The sequence below is a fragment of the Microbacterium sp. B19 genome (assembly GCF_000333395.1).
Classification (GTDB): Bacteria; Actinomycetota; Actinomycetes; order Actinomycetales; family Microbacteriaceae; genus Microbacterium.
This window is the reverse complement of the sequence record NZ_BADA01000213.1, coordinates 1-17,980: the sequence shown is the minus strand read 5'-3', so window position 1 is coordinate 17,980 and position 17,980 is coordinate 1. Positions and strand designations below refer to the sequence as shown.

General features: G+C 69.2%; 19 protein-coding genes. 9 read left to right on the top strand and 10 right to left on the bottom strand.

What is annotated here, in order from left to right:
* Positions 1 to 7: 7 nt before the first annotated feature.
* The gene (locus I5G_RS25815; RefSeq protein WP_022878577.1) at positions 8 to 145 is read left to right on the top strand and encodes a hypothetical protein; all 138 of its coding nucleotides are present in this window, start codon (positions 8 to 10) and stop codon (positions 143 to 145) included.
* A 106-nt stretch (positions 146 to 251) separates the two neighbouring features.
* Positions 252 to 1,217 (top strand): LysR family transcriptional regulator, encoded by a 966-nt coding sequence (locus tag I5G_RS07920; RefSeq protein WP_083896582.1) that lies wholly within the window; start codon positions 252 to 254, stop codon positions 1,215 to 1,217.
* A gap of 61 nt (positions 1,218 to 1,278) precedes the next feature.
* Here I5G_RS07920 and I5G_RS07915 read toward each other — a convergent pair whose 3' ends face one another.
* Together I5G_RS07915 and I5G_RS21350 are read right to left on the bottom strand one after the other, a co-directional pair.
* Positions 1,279 to 2,631 carry an aspartate aminotransferase family protein gene (locus I5G_RS07915; protein WP_022878575.1) on the bottom strand — a complete coding sequence of 451 codons (1,353 nt, stop codon included), beginning with the start codon at positions 2,629 to 2,631 and terminating at the stop codon, positions 1,279 to 1,281.
* 67 nt (positions 2,632 to 2,698) lie between these two features.
* Positions 2,699 to 4,096 (bottom strand): APC family permease, encoded by a 1,398-nt coding sequence (locus tag I5G_RS21350; RefSeq protein ID WP_022878574.1) that lies wholly within the window; start codon positions 4,094 to 4,096, stop codon positions 2,699 to 2,701.
* Between the two features lie 188 nt (positions 4,097 to 4,284).
* Between I5G_RS21350 and I5G_RS21345 the strand changes: the two genes are divergently transcribed.
* The gene (locus tag I5G_RS21345; protein ID WP_148286439.1) at positions 4,285 to 5,202 is read left to right on the top strand and encodes a hypothetical protein; all 918 of its coding nucleotides are present in this window, start codon (positions 4,285 to 4,287) and stop codon (positions 5,200 to 5,202) included.
* A gap of 18 nt (positions 5,203 to 5,220) precedes the next feature.
* Positions 5,221 to 5,925 (top strand): hypothetical protein, encoded by a 705-nt coding sequence (locus I5G_RS07900; protein ID WP_187288818.1) that lies wholly within the window; start codon positions 5,221 to 5,223, stop codon positions 5,923 to 5,925.
* An 86-nt stretch (positions 5,926 to 6,011) separates the two neighbouring features.
* Here the strand turns inward: I5G_RS07900 and I5G_RS07895 are convergent, their stop codons facing one another.
* Positions 6,012 to 6,272 (bottom strand): DUF3253 domain-containing protein, encoded by a 261-nt coding sequence (locus tag I5G_RS07895; RefSeq protein ID WP_022878571.1) that lies wholly within the window; start codon positions 6,270 to 6,272, stop codon positions 6,012 to 6,014.
* A 47-nt stretch (positions 6,273 to 6,319) separates the two neighbouring features.
* Between I5G_RS07895 and I5G_RS07890 the strand changes: the two genes are divergently transcribed.
* Positions 6,320 to 7,066 (top strand): YqjF family protein, encoded by a 747-nt coding sequence (locus tag I5G_RS07890; RefSeq protein WP_022878570.1) that lies wholly within the window; start codon positions 6,320 to 6,322, stop codon positions 7,064 to 7,066.
* Positions 7,067 to 7,090: 24 nt separating this feature from the next.
* Here the strand turns inward: I5G_RS07890 and I5G_RS07880 are convergent, their stop codons facing one another.
* From I5G_RS07880 to I5G_RS07865, 4 genes are all read right to left on the bottom strand, one after another.
* Positions 7,091 to 7,993: a glycine betaine ABC transporter substrate-binding protein gene (locus I5G_RS07880; protein ID WP_022878569.1), complete on the bottom strand. Its 903-nt coding sequence runs from the start codon at positions 7,991 to 7,993 to the stop codon at positions 7,091 to 7,093.
* Positions 7,994 to 8,104: 111 nt separating this feature from the next.
* A complete protein-coding gene (locus tag I5G_RS21340; protein ID WP_022878568.1) occupies positions 8,105 to 9,070 on the bottom strand; it encodes a proline/glycine betaine ABC transporter permease in 966 nt (321 codons plus the stop codon).
* Positions 9,070 to 10,419, bottom strand: coding sequence for a glycine betaine/L-proline ABC transporter ATP-binding protein (locus I5G_RS07870; protein WP_051038699.1), 1,350 nt, complete (start codon positions 10,417 to 10,419; stop codon positions 9,070 to 9,072). Before I5G_RS07870 ends, I5G_RS21340 begins: the two co-directional genes overlap by 1 nt.
* Before the next feature lie 305 nt (positions 10,420 to 10,724).
* Positions 10,725 to 11,030 (bottom strand): chorismate mutase, encoded by a 306-nt coding sequence (locus I5G_RS07865; protein ID WP_022878566.1) that lies wholly within the window; start codon positions 11,028 to 11,030, stop codon positions 10,725 to 10,727.
* Positions 11,031 to 11,095: 65 nt separating this feature from the next.
* Here I5G_RS07865 and I5G_RS21335 point away from each other — a divergent pair, with 65 nt between their 5' ends.
* Both I5G_RS21335 and I5G_RS21330 read left to right on the top strand, forming a co-directional pair.
* Entirely contained in the window at positions 11,096 to 12,220 is a 1,125-nt protein-coding gene (locus tag I5G_RS21335; protein WP_239642512.1) for an AI-2E family transporter, read from the top strand.
* Positions 12,221 to 12,298: 78 nt separating this feature from the next.
* Complete coding sequence (locus I5G_RS21330; RefSeq protein ID WP_022878564.1) at positions 12,299 to 13,009, top strand: NYN domain-containing protein; 711 nt, start codon at positions 12,299 to 12,301, stop codon at positions 13,007 to 13,009.
* 128 nt (positions 13,010 to 13,137) lie between these two features.
* Here the strand turns inward: I5G_RS21330 and I5G_RS07850 are convergent, their stop codons facing one another.
* Together I5G_RS07850 and I5G_RS07845 are read right to left on the bottom strand one after the other, a co-directional pair.
* Positions 13,138 to 14,481, bottom strand: a complete 1,344-nt coding sequence (locus I5G_RS07850; protein WP_022878563.1) for an FtsX-like permease family protein — start codon at positions 14,479 to 14,481, stop codon at positions 13,138 to 13,140.
* A complete protein-coding gene (locus tag I5G_RS07845; protein ID WP_204365547.1) occupies positions 14,478 to 15,146 on the bottom strand; it encodes an ABC transporter ATP-binding protein in 669 nt (222 codons plus the stop codon). The genes I5G_RS07850 and I5G_RS07845 overlap by 4 nt, the downstream gene beginning before the upstream one ends.
* Positions 15,147 to 15,343: 197 nt before the next feature.
* Between I5G_RS07845 and I5G_RS21325 the strand changes: the two genes are divergently transcribed.
* On the top strand, positions 15,344 to 16,627 hold the full coding sequence (locus I5G_RS21325; RefSeq protein WP_022878561.1) for a sensor histidine kinase: 1,284 nt from the start codon (positions 15,344 to 15,346) through the stop codon (positions 16,625 to 16,627).
* Positions 16,608 to 17,270 (top strand): response regulator transcription factor, encoded by a 663-nt coding sequence (locus I5G_RS07835; RefSeq protein WP_026095754.1) that lies wholly within the window; start codon positions 16,608 to 16,610, stop codon positions 17,268 to 17,270. The genes I5G_RS21325 and I5G_RS07835 overlap by 20 nt, the downstream gene beginning before the upstream one ends.
* 36 nt (positions 17,271 to 17,306) lie before the next feature.
* Here the strand turns inward: I5G_RS07835 and I5G_RS21320 are convergent, their stop codons facing one another.
* Positions 17,307 to 17,873: a beta-propeller fold lactonase family protein gene (locus I5G_RS21320; RefSeq protein ID WP_022878559.1), complete on the bottom strand. Its 567-nt coding sequence runs from the start codon at positions 17,871 to 17,873 to the stop codon at positions 17,307 to 17,309.
* Positions 17,874 to 17,980 lie beyond the last annotated feature (107 nt).

Sequence of the window (17,980 nt, the reverse complement as noted above, 5' to 3'; positions counted from 1 at the left end):
GTCGCCGATGGCCGATCACGACGACGACATGGCGGACTTCGACGCGCGCCGTCAGCACCGCGTCAAGATCACCGCGTGGGTGGTGATCGGCGCCCTGATCCTCACCGGCGGCGGCGCGACGCTCCTGGCGCTGATCGCGCGCTGACACTGCTGTCCGGCTGACGCGAGCCGAGGGTGCGCGAGCGTGATTTCACGGAATCGAAACACCCGCGGAACAGCGGCGAACGGGTCTGACGGTTGAATACTGCGGGGTGAATTCGGTTCGCCCCAATTCCAGGACGTCGCGGGAGGCCGCTGTGGACATCAGGCAACTGCGTTACGCCGTTCGAATCGGCGAGACCGGACACCTCCGAAAGGCTGCGGAGGCCGAGTTCATCGCGCCCTCAGCGATGAGCCTTCACGTCCGACGCCTCGAAGAGGAGCTCGGGGTGGAATTGTTCACCCGGACTCCCGCCGGCGTCACCCCCACACTGGCCGGGCAGCACTTCATCACCGAGGCCGCGACCCTCCTCTCGGATTTGGACGCGCTCGGACAGGGCACACGTGCCGTGGGTTCGCGGCGCCGTGAACTCGTCATCGGCTTCTTCGGTGGGGCGGTCAATGAGCTCACCCACACGATTTTCGACGGCTTCGTGACAGGACTGCCGGATCACGACCTGCGTTTCGTCGAGCTCTCTCTGGCGGAGCAGTTCGATGGCATCCTGCACGCCGAGGTCGACGTCGCGTTGATGTGCCTGCCCGTCGACGATGAACGTCTTTCGGTCGTTCCGCTCTTCGACGAACCACGATTCGTCGCCGTGTCCCAACGAAGCGCCCTCGCCGATGCCGACGAACTCACATGCGCAGACATTCTGGACGAGGAATACGCTGTTCCCGTCACGCGTGTCCCTGGCTGGTGGTCGTCGTACTGGGCCCTCGACGACGTCCGCGGGGAACCGGGCCGCGTCGGCGCACGGGTCGCTACCGTGGCCGAGGCCCTCGCGGCAGTCGCGTATTCCCGCTCCGTCGACACGGTGCCCGCCAGCACCTCGCGGCGATTCTCGAGTCCCGGAGTCACTTATCGGCCGCTTCGTGACGGCGGAATGACGACGACCGGCCTGGTGAGTCGAGCGAAGAACAACGACGCGGTGCTCGCAAGGCTGTCGCAGATCGCATCGACGGTCGTGGCGGAGATGATCGGCGCCGTTCCCGACGCCCGAGTGGCCGCCGCGGCGTGATCCGCATCGTCGCGCGCCGCGCGAACTCGACATCCGGGCCAGCGGGCGCGGCTGTCGCCGCTTAGATCTTCATGTCTGCGACGATCGCGCGCGTGGTTTCGATGAAGGACGCGATATCGTCGTCGGTCATCGCCAGCGAGAGCGAGAAATCTCCGCGCGCGACAGGGAAGAATCCGCGGTTGGCCAGCTCGATCGAACACGTCTGCGTGGCGTCAGCGTCCAGATGGCGCCAGTAATCGCGGTGGGTGCGGATCGCGAGACCGGGCTCCCTCATGACGCCGTACGCGAGATGCGACATTCCCGCCCCGTATACGGCGAAGCGGCTGCCTTGAGACGCAGCCCATTCGTTGAGTTCGCTCATCACGCATCCCGCCATGGCGTTCAGCCGATCGAAGGCGGAGGGGGTGAGGGCGCGCATGGTCGCCAGTCCTGCCGCAAGGGCGACCTTGTGACCATGGTGAGTGCCCGAGACGGAGACCGCGCCGCTGTCGAGCACGTTCATCACCTCCGCGGACCCACCGACGGCGCCGAGAGGAAAGCCTCCGCCGATGATCTTGCCCATGACCGTCAGGTCGGGTGCGACACCGTAGCTCGCTTGCATTCCGTGGAACCCTGCACGAAGCGTCACGGTTTCGTCGAAAATCAGGAGAATGCCGAGTTCCTCCGTCACCGAACGGAGCATCTCCACGAACGAACGCTCCAGAGTCACGAGTCCGCCGGACGCGCTCTCCAGCTCGAGGATGACGCACGCGAGTTCGCCAGCGTGCGCGCGCAGCAGTCGTTCTGTGCCCGCGTAATCGTTCTGCGTGAGCACGAGGACATTTTCCGCGTTGGACAGGGGGACACCTGCACTGTCGGGGATGCTTGCAGGTTCGTGATCAGGGCCGGACGCCGGTTCGTCGTGCGGGTGCCACGAGATTTGGAGCGGGTCTGTGAAGCCGTGGTATCCGCCCTCGAACTTAGCGATTCGGTCCTTACCGGTGAAGGCGCGGGCGATGCGGACGGCGGTCATTCCGGATTCGGAGGCCGAGCAAGAGAACTGAACCTTGTCGATGGAGGCGATGCGGTCGACGAGTAGGTCCGCGAGGTCCACCTCGAGCATGACCGGGTTGCCGAAGGACACCCCGTCTTCCAGCGCGGCTCGGGTCGCCGCCTGCACGCCTGCGTCGGAGTGCCCGAGGACGTTGACCGTGAAATTGTTGTTGAGGTCGAGGAGCCGATGACCGTCCACGGTCGTGACGTAGGCTCCCTCGCCGCCGGCCGCGAAGATCGCGTGTGGCCCGAAATTGAAGGACTGGCGGCTGTAGCCGCCGGGGATGACCCGACGCCCGCGGATCGCGAGTTCGCGTGACGCTCCGAATCTCGCCGCGAACGTGGCGAGACTGTCGTCGAGGGTCAGAGGGCTGGAGAGCATGGCACGTTATCCGTTCTGCTGAAGTGCCCTACCACGGGCGTCGAGGGGGAGTCGAGCTGAGGTCGACTCAGCGGGTGCGAAGGGGGAGGACGAAACCGACCAGGGCCGCCAGCGGGATGATGAGGGGCAGGAACGGTGCAGCACCATCGCTCGACCCGACCAGAAGCGGCCAATTCGCGACGATCACGACCACTGCGGCTGCCAGTCCGACGGCTCCGATCGCGGGGGCGACGAGCGTCTTGACCAGACTGAGCTCCTCCTGCGTTCGACGGAAGAACACCACCACGGCGACAGACGTCCACGCCTGGAGCACGACGACCGCGAGCGTGCCCACCCCCACGAACCACAGGAACAAGGTCGCGTAGGGATCCTGGCCCGTCAGCCCGAACACCAACAGGATGGCGCCGGTGACCAGCGACGTCGTCACACTCGCGACATGCGGGGACCGGAATCGCGGATGGGTACGAGCCAGCGGGGCGGGGGCCCACTGCTCGGTTGCAAGCGAACGGAGGTACCGGGCGACCGTGTTCTGGAAGGCGAGAAGAGCGGCGAAGAAGCTCGTGACGAGCAGTACCTGCATGATGGACGCCCAAACGGGGGCCACGTATCGCGCCGCCAACGTGAACACGAATGCATCGGGGTCATCGAGCGCGATTCTCTGAACGTCGGCGGCGCCGTACCCGAGGACGAAGCTCCAGACGGTGAACACGAGGAAGACGGTGATGAGCAGGACCGCCGCGTAGGTTGCTCGAGGGATCGTCCGCTTCCGATCTTTCGCCTCTTCGCTGTAGATCGCCGTGGCTTCGAATCCGATGAAGGAGGCGAAGGCGAACATGATCGCGATGCCGAAGGCCCCCGCGGTGGCGACCGTCGGCGTGAAGCTCGAGAACTCGATGCCCGATGCACCTCCCTGGGCGAGGATGGCGATCGACACGACGAGGAGCACGAGCACCTCGAGGATCATCAGGACGCCGAGCAGCTTTGCAGAGAGATCGATGTCGAGGTAGCCGAGAATCGCGACGACGACCCACGCCCCGCCGGCCCACGCGAACCAGGAAGCGCTGACGCCGAACCCGGCGAAGATCGCTTCGGCGAAGAAGCCGAAGACCCCGTACAGTCCCGCCTGCATCGCGAGATAGGCGACGGATGCCACATAGCCGGCCGCGCGTCCTGATCGGGCCCCGAAGGCCGCGCGGACGTAGGAGGCGAAACCGCCTCCCGCCGCCACGTGACGGCTCATTGCCGAGTAGCCGACCGAGAACACAAGCAGAAGTGCGCCCGCGAGGAGGTAGGAGCTCGGGGCTCCCGCGCCGGTCCCGACACCTATCGCGGCCGGACTGCTACCGAGGACCGCGGAGAGGGGGGAGGCGGCAGCGACGACGAAGAAGACGATGCCGGCAACACCGAGGGAGTTTGGCCGAAGCCCCGTGGGGGTCGTGTGCTCGGTCGTCGACGCATTCGGCATGACAGCTCCTTGTGATTCGCACTTCGGCTCGGGTTCGGTGCGGGTCTCCAGCTTCGGCCGTGGCCGCGAAGGGCTCAATGCACAGGTCGCGAACGACCGTTCTCGATTCGCGAACGCCCTCCGTGTGTCCGGCCGGAGTCCGCGCAGCCGACGCCACGCGATCCATCGCCGCGACGTAGCATGAGGGCGTGGAACCGCTCCTAGCGCTGATGGCCGAGTGGTGGTGGATCGGCCCGGCCGCGGCCGGGGCCGGCACCGTCGGCTGGATCGGCGTGCGCAGCACGCGCCGCCGCGCCCTCCCCGCCGGAGCCTCCACGACCGACCGCGCCGCGCGGGCGTGGGCGAACCGCCCGATGAGCAAGTCCGCCGCGCGGCGCCTGGAACTGGATGCCGCGGTCCTCGACCTGCAGCACGCCCGGCACGCGGTCACGCGCGGTCGCGCCGAGGTGAAGATCGCGGATGCCGAGGTCATGCGCGCGCAGGCCGAGCGGGCGGCATCCCGAGTCTCGCCGGATGCCGTGTCCAGGGCGCGGGAGCGACTGGTCGGCGCGCAGCGCGAACTGCGCGCCGCCGCGGCCGAGGTGCGTGCCCGACGTGCGGGCGTGCGCGCGGCGAAGGCGCTGCTCCCCGCGATCCGCGCGGGCAGCGCGCCCCTCCCGGTGGCGCGGCTGCTCGGGGAGCACGACGCGGTCCTCGTCCGCTGGATGGCGTACGAGACCGACCCGGCGCTCGCGATCGACTTCCCCGTGATGAGCGACCCGAAATCACCGCTCCTCGCGGAGTTCCTCCGCGCGCACGAACGCGCGCAGTGGCTGCGGCCGTCCTCCCCGACCGCGCGCCTCGAGCCGGCGGACTTCCTCGCGTACCGTGACGCCGTTCGCGCGCTGACCCAGGCGTTCGAACGCGCGGAGCGGGCCGCGCGCCACGGTCGCGACGACCGTCCCGGTCCCGCCTCCACCGACGCGTGGGGCCGGATGGCATCCGATTGGGCCGAGCAGGCCCAGCGCGCGCTCGCCTGGTCGATCGAGAACATGGGGCGGGCGGCATCCACCTCGTGGAGCGAACGCACGAGCAAACGCGGGCGCAAGCATGATCCGGACGCGTAGCGTGGCACCGTGAGCAACATGATGGAGTTCGCGGGCAGCTACTGGTGGCTCGTCTTCCCGCTCTTCGGCATGACGATGGCGGCGGTCGGCCGCATCTCGAAGCAGCGCGAAGTCGCCGCCCGGCGACGGCACCGCGAGCAGCTCGAACTGATCCGCGTGCAGGGCGGCGGGGTCGTGGCATCCACTCCCGCCCCGCCCGCCGCGGTGCCCGCCGTGGGCGACGACCTGGCGCGCGTGCAGGCGCGGCACGACGACGTCACGCACCGCTGGCTCGACTACGAGCTCGACGTCGCGAAGCTCATCTCGTACCCCGCGATGAGCGACGGGCGGCAGCCGCTGACCGCCGCGTTCCTGCGCGCGAAGAAGGTCGCGGACACGCTGCGCCCAACGGCGGGCGAGACCCCGACACCCGAGCGGCTCAAGGAGTACCGCGACGCGGTGACCGACTACGAGGTCGCGTTCGAACTCGCCGAGCGCGACGCGCGGCGCGTCAAGACTGCGGCGTTCACGCCCGAGGAGCGCAAGCGCCTCGAGACGGCGCAACAACTCCTCGGCGTCGCCGTCGACCAGGCCGCCACGCCCAACGAACGGCAGGTCGCGTACCGCCGCGTGCGGCAGGAGCTCGACGGCCTCATCTGGCTCAGCGACGACGCGGTCGAGAACCTCGAGAAGAAGGTCGCGCTCGAGTTGCCGTCGGCGGCTCCGCCCGAGCCGGCGGTCTGACGCGACGGTTCCTCGCAGGATCCGGCCGAACTCGCAGATTCCGCGTCAGAATCTGCGAGATTCGGGCGAATCTGCGAGATTCGGCGTCAGCGTGCGCGGCGGATCCGCACGGGACCCCGCGCCGTCGTCACGTCGACGACCTCGCCACGCTGCGTCACCTCGACCTCGCCCGCGTCGACCAGTTCGCGCGCGGCATCCCGCGCCGGCTGCATGAGGTCGCGCCACTCGTCGCCGCCGACCGCGCGCGCCGCCTCCGAAGGGCAGATCGTGGCACCCTCGGCTCGCTGCGCGAGCAGGGAGCGGATGGATGCCACGAGCCGAGGGTCCGCAGCAGATGAGGGGGGCATGTGTCCAGTGTCCCTCCGCGCAAAGGCGTCGGGGCGAGAATCGGCCCGTGCCTGTCGAACGCCACGCCCCCGCCCTCCCCGGCCGCGCCGTCATCGAGCAGCGGTGGAACCGCGCCGTGTTCGTGCACTGGCGGGTCGATCCGGCCGAGGTCGCGCCGATGCTGCCCGCCGGAACCCGGCCCGACGTGCACGACGGTTCGGCGTGGGTGGGGCTCGTGCCGTTCGTGCTGAGCGAGTTCCGGTTCCTGCCACTGCCCCCGGTGCCGCTGCTCGGGACGTTCACCGAGATCAACGTCCGCACCTACGCCGTGGACGACGCCGGTCGGCGCGGTGTCGTCTTCCGCACGCTCGAGGCCGAGCACCTCGCGCCCGTGCTCGCGGCGCGCGCGTTGTTCGGGCTGCCGTACCGCTGGGCGCGCGCGGGGGTGCGCACCGACGGGCCGCACATCGAGTACCGGTCGCGGCGGCACGGCGGGCGGCATCCGGGCACCCGCGTGCGGGCGCGCCTCGGTACCGACCCGGTCGACACCCCGCTGTCGCGGTTCCTCACCGCGCGCTGGGGCTTTCACGAGCGGCACCTCGGCCGCACGATCTGGGCCGCGAACACCCACGAGCCGTGGCCGCTGGTGACCGCCGAGCTCGAGGCGCTCGACGACGAGCTCGTGGCGGATGCCGGCTTCCCCCAGCTCCGTGGGCGCACCCCCGACTCGATCCTCGCGATGCCGGCGGGACACCCGGGCTTCCGCACCAGCTTCACCGCCGCGCGCGCGATCGCGAAAGCCCCCTCCGCCTGACGCGGAAGGGGCTCTCGAGGAGGATCAGCGCTGCGTGGGGTACGCGGCGGGGTTCTGCTCGAGCCACGCGTCGACGGCCTCGGCTTCGCGACCCTCGCCGTACTCGTTGACGACGAGGTCTTCGAGCGAGCCGTACTGCGCATCGTCGAGCTGGATGCCGGCGATGAGCTCAGCGGCATCCGGATAAGTCGAGGCGAAGCCGGCCGTGCCGAGGAAGTGGAGCTTCTCCGGGTCGCCCATGAGGCCCTGCGGGTCGGCGAGGTCCTTCACGTCGTACGCGTCGTTGGCCCAGAACGGACGCCACAGGGTCACCGCGATGTCCTTCTGCGCCGCGATCGCGTTGTCGAGCTCGGTGAGCATCGCCGCCGTCGACGAGGTCACGAGCTCGAAGTCGCCGTCGAGACCGTAGCCGGGGAGCATCGTCTCCTGCGTCTGCTTCGTCAGGCCCGCGCCCGGCTCGATGCCGTAGATCTTGCCGTCGAAGCGGCCCGCGTTCGCCTGGAGCTGGTCGATCGAGTCGATGTCGACGTAGCTGGGCACCGCGATCGTGAGCTTCGCGTTGTCGTAGTACGAGCCGAGGTCTTCGATCGCGTCGCCGTAGGTGTCCATGTAGGACTTGTGGGTCAGCTCGGGCCACGCCGACGGGTAGATGTCGACGTCGCCCTGCGCGAGCCCGGCGTAGAGCGGGCCGGCCTCGGTGAGCGTCTGCATCTTGACGGTGTAGCCGAGCTTCTCGAGCTGGTCCTCGAGGAGGTACGCGGTGCTGAGGCCGTCGGTCCACGAGGGCAGGAAGCCGAGCGTGATCGTGCCCTTGCCGCCGCCCTCGCCCGAGCCGCCCTCGGCCTGGTTGCCGCTCGCGCAGCCTGCGAGCGCGAGCGCGCTGACGGCGCCGAGGGCGAGGGTTGCGGTGAGGTGTCGCTTGTTCATGTGAATGCTCTCTTTCTGGTTTCGTATGTCGTTTCGTTCTCGCCTGAGTCGCCGAGATTTGTCGCCACCGGTGCCGTGCAGGCGACAAATCCTGGCGACTCACGCAAGGGGCTACGCGCCGGTCGTGATCGGGGCGCGGCGGGGGGAGGCGACCTGACGCTCCGCATCGGTTGCGGCATCGCCCTCCGGGCTCGCCGGAACGCCGGGACCGCGCCGGCGGCCCAGCGCAGCCAGGAGCGACGACGTGTTCGCGGCGCGCGTGCCGAGGGCGGCGGTCAGGCGGTCGAGGTAGACCGCGAGGATCACCACGCTCAGCCCGGCCTCGACGCCCTTGGGCAGGTTCACCGTCGAGATCGACTGCACGACCTCCTTGCCGAGGCCGTCGGCCCCGACCATGCCGGCCACGACCGCCATCGACAGCGCGAGCATGATGACCTGGTTGACCCCGGCCATGATCGTCGGCATCGCGAGCGGGAGCTGGATGCCACGGAGGATCTGCCCGGGCGTGGCGCCGAACGCGTGTCCGGCCTCGACGGTCTCGGCATCCACTCCCCGGATGCCGAGTTCGGTCAGCCGCACGCCGGGCGGAAGCGCGAAGATCACCGTCGCGACGACGCCGGGGACGACGCCGATGCTGAAGAAGGTGATCGCGGGGATGAGGTACACGAACGCGGGCATCGTCTGCATGAAGTCGAGGACCGGCTTCATCACGGCCCGGACCGCCGGGTTGCGGGCCGACCAGATGCCGAGCGGCACCGAGATCGCCACCGCGACGGCCGCCGCCACGACGACGAGCGCGAGGGTCTGCATCGCGGTCACCCACTGCCCCATGGCGAGGATCAGCGCAAAGCCGACGACCGTGCCGACGGCGAGCTTCCACGAGCGAAGGAACCACGCGAGCAGGGCGGCGACGACGATCACGACGATGATCGGCGCGGCCAGCAGCACGTCGCTGAGGCCCACGACGAGGAAGCGGACAACCACGGCGACGACGTCGAACAGACCGGACAGGTTGTCGCGGAGCCAATCGACGCCCGCGTCGACCCACGTGCCGACAGGGATACGGAACCCGTCCATCAGCGCACCCCCTCGATTCCGGATGCCACCGGGTGGGAGGCATCACCCGCATCGGCCAGCACCGCGTCGATCTCGGCCGACGGCACGGGCTGCGGGAGGACGGTGATCTCCTCGGTGGCGGTGGGTCCGGGGCCGAGTGCCGCGAGCAGGGTGACGCGCGGGATGACGCCCGTGAGGCGTCCCTCGGCATCCACGACGGCCAGCGGCAGCGGCGATTCGACGGCGGGCACGAACAGGTTCATGAGCACCTCGTCCTCGCGGACGCTCTGCGGCACGGGCTTGAGCCGTCCGAGCAGCGAGCTCTCCCCCGCGCGCACGAGCTTCACGGCATCCCGGTCGGTGACGATGCCGAGGAGCTTCCGGTCGCGGTCGGTGACGTACACGGCCGACATGTAGGCGTCGCGCATCTGGCGCAGGGCCGTGCGCGGGCCGGCGGCGGCATCCACTCGGGGACGGGGACGCTCCATGACGTTCGCCGCCGTGAGCACGCGGGCGCGGTCGACGTCCTGCACGAACTGCTCGACGTAGTCGTTGGCGGGGTCGGTGAGGATGTCCTCGGGCGTGCCGATCTGGACGATCCGCCCGTCGCGCATGACCGCGATGCGGTCGCCGAGGAACATCGCCTCGTTGAGGTCGTGGGTGATGAAGACGATCGTCTTCTTCAGCGTCCGCTGCAGCTCGAGGAGCTGCTCCTGCATCTCGCGGCGGATGAGCGGATCGAGTGCGCTGAACGCCTCGTCCATGAGCAGGATGTCGGTGTCGGCGGCGAGCGCGCGGGCGATGCCGACGCGCTGCTGCATCCCGCCGGACAGGGCCGAGGGGAGCTTGTCGCCCCAGCCCTCGAGCCCCACGAGCGCGAGGATCTCGTTCGCCTTCGCGAGGCGCTCGGCCTTGCCGACGCCGCGGATCTCGAGCGGGTACGCGACGTTCGCTGCCACCGTGCGGTGGGGCAGCAGCGCGAAGTGCTGGAACACCATCGCGATGCGCTCGCGCCGCAGGCTGCGCATGCGGGCGGGGCTCACGCCGGTGAGCGGGTCGCCCTGCACCTCGACGGTGCCGGCCGTGGCGTCGTGCAGGCCGTTGAGCATGCGGATGATGGTGGATTTCCCGGAGCCGGAAAGGCCCATGATCACGAAGATCTCGCCGGGCTTCACGTCGAAACTCGCGTCGATGACGGCGGCGGTTCCGGTGTCGCCGAGCTGGTCGCGCCGCGCGCCGGCGCGGAGCTTGTCGACGGCGGACTGTGGGGAGCGGCCGAAGACCTTAAAGAGGTTCTTGGCCGCGATGGCATGCGGAGTGGCAGACGGAGGGGTCACTGTGTGCACCTGGGCGGCCTCGGGTGGCCGCATCGGTCACGCCCGGGTGGCAGCCGTCCGGCGCTCACCGGGGGTGCGAGCGCTCCGACACCGGATGTCGGATCCGGGTCCTGGCCGCCGACCGTACGCTCGCGGCGCGACTCCCCCGAGTCGGCACCGGCGACCGCGGACTGGTCGGGTGGGCGGCCCCGCAAGGGGCCTCCTCTACCGTTTCACGCTGATGGATCGCCTGGCAAACCGGGCAGCGGCTTGCTTTCCCCTGCCGCTCATGGCACGCGCGGGCGCGTGGCTCCGCGCCGCGCGGCGCTGCTCGCGCTGGAACGCCCGGGCGTGTCGCGTCAGTCGTCGGCGGGCGCGCCGGCGGCGGACCGGTGGTGCCGGATGACCTCGGCGACGACGAAGTTGAACCACTTCTCCGCGAACTCGGGATCGAGGTCGGCCTCGCCCGCCAGACGCTTCAGCCGCGCGATCTGCTGCTCTTCGCGGGCCGGATCGGATGCCGGCATCCCGTGCTCCGCTTTGAGAACGCCGACCTGCTTGGTGCAGCGGAAGCGCTCGGCGAGCAGGAAGATCAGCGCGGCGTCGATGTTGTCGATGCTGCCCCGCAGGCCCTGCAGGATCGTGGTCGGGTCGGCGTCGGTCATGGGTCCTCCGGATGCGACCCTATCGCGCCCCGCGGTGCGCGACCGCGGACCCCTACAGTGTGACCATGAGCCGCTCGTCGCACCCCGATCCCTCCGCCGTCGGCGCCAACGCCGGCGAGGTGACGTCCCGTGACCGCCCCGTGTGGTCGGCGATCGCCCGGCCCTACGCCGCCGGGTTCTTCCTCACCCTCGGCGGGCTGACGGCCATCCTCCTGGGGCTCGCGCTGTCGAACCTCTCGACCGTGCTCATCTACATCGCGATCGCGCTGTTCATCGCGCTCGCGCTCGACCCGATCGTGCGGCGACTCGTGCGACGCGGCATCTCGCGGGCGTGGGCCATCGTCATCGTGTTCGGCGGGCTCGCCGTCGTTCTGGCCGGGGCCCTGTGGTTGTTGATTCCCCCGGTCGTGCGGCAGATCTCGCAGTTCGTCTCGGATCTCCCGAACTTCATCAACGACGCCATCAACAGCGATGCCGTGAAGTGGGTCGAGACGAACTTCGGTGACAGCCTCGGCGACATCCTCAAAGAGGTGCAGACGTTCTTCACCAACCCGGCCAACCTGACGGCGATCGGCGGCGGACTGCTCCACGTCGGGATCGACATCGCTACGGGAATCTCCGGCGCGATCATCGTGCTCGTGCTGAGCCTGTACTTCCTGGCATCCCTGCCGTCGATGAAGAACTCGCTCGTGCGCCTCACCCCCGCCCGCAACCGCGAGACGGTGTCGGAGATGACCGGTCAGATCACCGACTCGGTCGGCGGCTATCTGTCCGGCATGGTCGTGCTGGCACTGATCAACGCGGTCTTCGGGTTCATCGTCCTGACGATCGTCGGACAGCCGTTCGCGGCGCTGCTCGCGGCGCTCGCCTTCGGCATCACCCTGATCCCGCTCGTCGGTTCCGTGCTCTTCTGGGCGACCGCCACGGTGTTCACCCTCATCGTCGACCCGACCGCCGGCCTCATCTTCGCCGTGGTCTACCTGGTGTACATGCAGGTCGAGGCATATGTGCTGACGCCGCGCGTGATGAGCCGCACCATCTCCGTCCCGGGGTCGCTCGTCGTCATCGGCGCGCTCGTCGGCGGAACGCTCCTGGGCCTGCTCGGCGCCCTCGTAGCGATCCCCGTGACGGCCTCGCTGCTGCTGATCGTGAAGCAGATCATCATCCCGCGACAGGATGCCAAGAAGTAGGGGCTCAGCGCATCGGGCCTGGACAGGGTTATCCACAGGAACGGATCTCGAGGGTGAGCCGACCCTAGACTCCGCCGCATGCCAGCCCCGGAACGCCCCACCGCCATCGTCTATGTCGATGGATTCAACCTCTACCGACAGTGCCTGGAGCGATACCCAGAGGCCAGATGGCTGGACATTCCGGCTCTGATCGACCGGCTTCTGCCTGAGCACCGCGTTCTACACGTTCACTACTTCACCGCGTTGGTCCGCGCGGGAGTAGGCGACGACCCGCAGGGACCCATTCGCCAGCAGACGTACATCCGGGCGCTGGAGGCGACAGGACGCGTCACTTCTCACTACGGCACGTATCGCGTTGATCAGCGCTTGATGCCCAAGCACCCCGCGGAACTCGGCCCGGACGGAGCCCTCGTTCGTGTGCCCGTGAGGAAGACGGAGGAGAAGGGCTCTGACGTCAACCTCGCGGTGCGGATGATTCTCGACGCTCACCGCGGCGCAGCTGATCTGTACTGCTTGTTGACCAACGACTCCGACCAAGTGACAACCATCCGGACGCTCCAGGAAGAGTTGGGCGTCTCGGTCGGGTGGATCAGTCCCCTGCCGACGGTGCGCCAGAGCAAGGCGCTGAAACACACCGAGCCCGCCCTCGTAGCCTGCGTGACCCAGGATGCGCTGACGTCCAGCCAACTGCCCGATGTGATCACACAAGGACGTCAGACACTGCATCGCCCGGAGCATTGGTGCAGAAAATCCGAAGGCCCCGCGGAAGCGGGGCCTTCTAACCGGTAGCCGAAGCGTCCGGGGGTGTCGCACCAGGCTAGCATCGCGGCGATCAAATCTCCGGCGACTTCCCTGCCGCCGCAACACGCTCAGCGCATCGGGAGCAGCCGCGTCGATACCACCGGGGCCCCGTAGGCCTACTCGGTCGCCAGCGTGCGGGGCAACTCGTGCCGCAGGGCCGCCGTCGTCGGAACGACGATTGCGGCGAGGATGAGGACGAAGCCTCCACCCGCGACCCAGCCGATCGTCGCGAACGACACCGTCGAGAACGGAAGAGACAATTCGGCGGCGATGACGAAGCCACCGAGGATCGTCGCGACGGTGCCGAGCAACGCGGCGGTGACGGCGTAGATCATGGCTTCCCAGAGCGCCGTGAGGAGTATCGCGCCCCGGGTAGAACCGGCTGCTTGGATGAGGGCGAACTCCCGCTCGCGGGCGTGTGCAGACATGAACACGGTCGCCGCGGCCGTGACCGCCGAGAGCAGCAGCGGACCGCCCAGCAGGATCACGACGCTCTCGGGAGCCAAGTCGAATCCCTCACTCCTACCGGTTCGCGCGGCTTGGGCCGCCGCGAGTGTCGCACCCGTGGTGTAGAGACCGCCGGCGAGGGCGATCGCCACCATGAGCGGTCCGACCGCCGCGCTGGACTGACTGAGTCGATATCGGGCGGAAGTGCGAGCCAAGAACCAGGATGCCGATGCGCTCGGCGGGATGAGCGATGTCCACGCGCGGAGCACCGACGGGAAGACGAGCGGTCCGGCTGCGGCGAGAGTGCCGGCGATGAGAGGGGTCAGCAGGATGGCCTGGCCGGAGAACGCCGAGAGGGAGGCGTCGCCGTCGAGGTTCACCGCGAGTGTGATCGTGCCGCCGAGGGCAGCAGCGGTGAGGACGACGCGGGGCCATCCCATCGTGACTCGTGGGGGTTCCGGGTCGCGCAGCGCCGTGATTGGCGGCGTGCGGCTGGCGTGCCGTGCTCCTCGGATCCCGCCGACCAGCACCACGAGGGCCACCGCAGTCACCACGACGAGCACGCCACCGGGACCCAGATGAGGGCTGATCCCCCGCATATCGGGCCACTCACGGAACACCCACCGGAAGAGTGACGGGAAGGTCGGGATGGCGACGAGGCAGCCGACGAGCGCGCCGACGGCGCCGACGATGCCGAGTTGCGTGAGGACGACCAGAGCGACGAACGCGGGCCGAATGCCGACGAGCTGCCAAAGGGCGTAGCCGCGCTGCTGAAGGGCGACGGTCTGGTCGGCGGTGCCGTTGAGCACGATGAGCGCGGTGACCGCGGTGAAGAGGATGACGGCGGCGGTGGCGCCGGCGAGTCCCTCCTGGACTCGTCCACCATGGGCACTTCCGGTCTCGAGGAGGCCGGCGGCGATCGCGCCGACCGCACCGGTGGCGACAGTGACGGTCAGGACACCGAGCCACACTCGCGCATTCATGGTGAGGTCCGACAGGACGAGCCGGATCACGACGTTCCCCCGGCGAGCGCGATCGCCTCGAGAACCCGTTCCGGCGTGGGCGCGCGTAGTTCGCCGTGGATCAGGCCGTCACGCAAGACGAGCACGCGGTCAGCGAGCGATGCGGCCTCGAGGTCGTGGGTGACGACGACGACCGATCGGCCGTCGTCGGCTGACGCGCGCAGGAGCTGCAGCACGTCGGCCCCCGTGGCCGTGTCGAGCGAGCCGGTCGGCTCATCGGCGAACACGATGTCCGGTCGCAGAGCGAGCACGCGGGCGAGCGCGACGCGCTGCTGCTGACCGCCGGAGATCTGTCCCGGGCGATGCCCGCCGCGATCGGACAATCCGACGTCGAGGAGCGCTCGGTCGACATCCGCGCCACTCACCCGCCGCCGCGCGAGGAGAACGGGCAGCGCGATGTTCTGCCGTACGGTGAGGGACGGAATGAGGTTGTAGGACTGGAACACGAAGCCGACGTGATCGCGACGAAGCGTCGCGAGGGCGCCGCGAGCGAGGCTGCCCACTTCACGTCCGACGAGACGGACCGACCCCGATTCGAAGGGCTCGAGTCCGGAGAGGCAGTAGAGCAGCGTGGATTTGCCGGAGCCGGAGGGGCCGACGATGCTGACCATCTCGCCGGGCTCGATATCGAGCGAGATTCCGCGCAGCACCGGCACGGGGGGTTCCTTCCTGCGGGCTGCCGGGAAGGTCTTCCGAAGGTTCTCGGCACGAAGAATCGGATCGGTCACGCCCTCATCCGATCCGTCGGCACGGGTGATCACGAGGGAGCGAGGTGGAAAGTCGAGGTAGACCTGGCTCTACTCTTCGTCGAAGGCGCGGACCCGCGAGCGCATGCCTCCGTAGGGTTGCCTCCATGAGACCCGGAAACGCGTGGCACGCGCTGATGCGTCGGCCGTGGCGTTTTCTGTTCAGCCGATGGCCGTGGCTCGCGTTCGTCTACCTGTTGGCGAGCGCGGCGATCGGTGTCGTCCTGCTGCCCGCGATGATCGCGACGTTCCTGCTCCTGCCGCTGTGGGGCATCGCCATCGGTGCGCTCGAACGCCGCCGCACCCGCCTCCTCGGCTTCCCTCGCCAGACGTCGGGGCACGTGCCTCTCACGCGCGAGCAGCGTCACATCTGGCTCGCCGTGCGCGTGAACGAAGGGGCCACCTGGCGGGAGTCAGCCGGGCTGGTGATCGATCTGGTGCTCGGCTGGGTGGCACTGGCTGTTCTGTTCGTTCAGGGAGTGTGCCTGGTCGTTTTCGTCTTCGTCGGTCTTTCGGGAGCCCGTGGCCCCAACCGCATCACCCTGTTCGCCGATATGCGCATCGTCGTGGGACCCGACAACTGGTGGCTGGTCGTCCCGATCGCTCTGTTCGCCCTGTTCGTGTTCGCCTATCTGAATGCGGTGCTCGCCGCCGCGCAGGCAACGCTCCTCCGGATGCTGTGCGGTCCCCGCCACCGGGAACTCGCCCGCAACGTGGAACGACTCGTCCAGTCGAGGTCGACGCTCGTCGCAGCGTTCGAGGCCGAGCGCCGACGCATCGAACGGGACCTGCACGACGGCGTGCAGCAGGAGCTCGTCACCCTCGCCGCCCGGCTCGGCATGGTCAGCCTCGAACTGGACGACCTCGCCGCGCGTGGCACGGCCACCGGTTCGGCCCGCGATGCCCTCGACGCGGCGCAGGGCCAAGCGGAGCGCGCGATGGCCACACTGCGCAACACCGTGCGCGGCATCCATCCCGCCATCCTCACCGATCACGGGCTCCGCCCCGCCCTGGCCGAACTGGCCGACCGCACCCCGGTCCCCCTCAGCCTCGACGTTGCGGACTTCGGCAGGCTCCCGTCGTCGGTGGAGACTGCCGCGTACTACCTCGTCACCGAGGCGATCAGCAACGCCGCCAAGCACACCGATGCGACCCGGCTGATCGTCCACGCCCGTGTCGAGGAGGAGACGCTCACCGTGACCGTCACCGACGACGGGCAGGGCGGCGCGGACGAGCAAGCCGGTACCGGACTCCGCGGATTGCGTGAGCGCGCCGACACCCTCGGCGGACAGTTCACGATCGTCAGCCCACAAGGAGGACCGACGACTCTGAACGCTAGGCTCCCGGTCCTCACCGAGAGCGGTGAGCAGCGTGCGTCTTCTGCTCGCTGAGGACTCCGCGCTGCTGCGCGAAGCGTTGACCGCTCTCCTGGAACGGCTGGGCCACACCATCGCCAGAACGGCGCAGAGCGCGCCTGGACTCCTCGAGGCGTTCGACCAGCTCACCGAATCCGAGGAACCGCCCGACCTCGTCCTCACCGATGTGCGGATGCCACCGGGCCACGGCGACGATGGGCTCCGCGCCGCTCTCGAGATCAGGACCTTTCATCCGTCCCAGCCCGTCATGGTTCTTTCGCAGTACATCGCCGACACCTATGCCCGCGAGCTCCTCACCCTCCCCGAAGGCGCGATCGGCTACCTACTGAAAGACCGCGTGAACCGCATCCGGGACTTCGCGTCCGCGCTCGAGACCGTCGCATCGGGTGGAACGGTCATCGACCCCGATGTGGTGCAGCACCTTCTCAGCGAATCCCTCGCGGGACCCCTCGACGGCCTCACAGCGCGGGAACGGGAGGTGCTCGCGCTCATGGCCGACGGACGGTCGAACGCCGATATCGCCGGCGTTCTCTTCCTCACCGATGCCGCCGTGAGCAAACACATCGGCAACATCTTCGCCAAGCTCGGCCTCGGCCCGGTCGAGGAGAACCGCCGCGTCCGAGCAGTCCTGACCTATCTCCAGGCTGCACGACCGTGACACCGCGCGACCGCGGCTCGGCCGTCCGCACCCCGCTCAGCGCATCGGCAACAGGCGCGTCGGCGAGGGGGACGCCGTACGGTGGCGCACGCGGCCCGGGACGCCCGTGCGGGCGTCGAGCGGGAGCGACACGATCTCGTCGGCGAGCTGACCGGCCACGAGCAGCGTGTCGTTGACCACGACGTGGTGCCGCGGCCAATGCGTTCCGGCCTCCGCGAGCGCGGTGAACTGCAGCGCCTCGCCCGCGCCGCGGACGGCGAGCACGCCGATCGTGTCACTGCCGCGGACGCCCGCGTAGAGCACCGTGCCGTCGCGGCTCGTGCTCAGTTCGGCGGCGGTGTCGCCCTCGAGCGTGCCGAGCAGGGGCTCACCCGAGACGACGCGCCAGCGGCCCTCGGCATCCGGGGTCAGGACGAAGACCTCGCGGCTGAGCTCGGTCACGACGTAGAGATGGCCGGACGGATGCCACACCCCGTGGCGCGGTCCGCTGCCCTTCGGCAGCACGACTTCCTGCGTGAGGCGGAGACCCGCGCCGGACGAACGCCAGAAGCGCACGAGGTCGAGGCCCATGTCGGTCGTGGCGAGGAGCCCGCGCGGCAGCACGATCGTCTCGTGCGCCCGCGAGACCCGCGCACGGCGGCGGCTTCCTCGGGACTCGCGTCGGTCTCGGGCAGAGCGTCGTACTCCGGGACGAGGTGCCGTACTCCTCG

Coding starts and splice junctions, on each gene's coding strand:
- I5G_RS21325 (WP_022878561.1), top strand. CDS start 15,344: ATGAGACCCGGAAACGCGTGGCACGCGCTGATGCGTCGGCCGTGGCGT.
- I5G_RS25815 (WP_022878577.1), top strand. CDS start 8: ATGGCCGATCACGACGACGACATGGCGGACTTCGACGCGCGCCGTCAG.
- I5G_RS07900 (WP_187288818.1), top strand. CDS start 5,221: ATGATGGAGTTCGCGGGCAGCTACTGGTGGCTCGTCTTCCCGCTCTTC.
- I5G_RS21335 (WP_239642512.1), top strand. CDS start 11,096: ATGAGCCGCTCGTCGCACCCCGATCCCTCCGCCGTCGGCGCCAACGCC.
- I5G_RS07870 (WP_051038699.1), bottom strand. CDS start 10,419: ATGCGGCCACCCGAGGCCGCCCAGGTGCACACAGTGACCCCTCCGTCT.
- I5G_RS07865 (WP_022878566.1), bottom strand. CDS start 11,030: ATGACCGACGCCGACCCGACCACGATCCTGCAGGGCCTGCGGGGCAGC.
- I5G_RS21330 (WP_022878564.1), top strand. CDS start 12,299: ATGCCAGCCCCGGAACGCCCCACCGCCATCGTCTATGTCGATGGATTC.
- I5G_RS21350 (WP_022878574.1), bottom strand. CDS start 4,096: ATGCCGAATGCGTCGACGACCGAGCACACGACCCCCACGGGGCTTCGG.
- I5G_RS07915 (WP_022878575.1), bottom strand. CDS start 2,631: ATGCTCTCCAGCCCTCTGACCCTCGACGACAGTCTCGCCACGTTCGCG.
- I5G_RS21340 (WP_022878568.1), bottom strand. CDS start 9,070: ATGGACGGGTTCCGTATCCCTGTCGGCACGTGGGTCGACGCGGGCGTC.
- I5G_RS07895 (WP_022878571.1), bottom strand. CDS start 6,272: ATGCCCCCCTCATCTGCTGCGGACCCTCGGCTCGTGGCATCCATCCGC.
- I5G_RS07880 (WP_022878569.1), bottom strand. CDS start 7,993: ATGAACAAGCGACACCTCACCGCAACCCTCGCCCTCGGCGCCGTCAGC.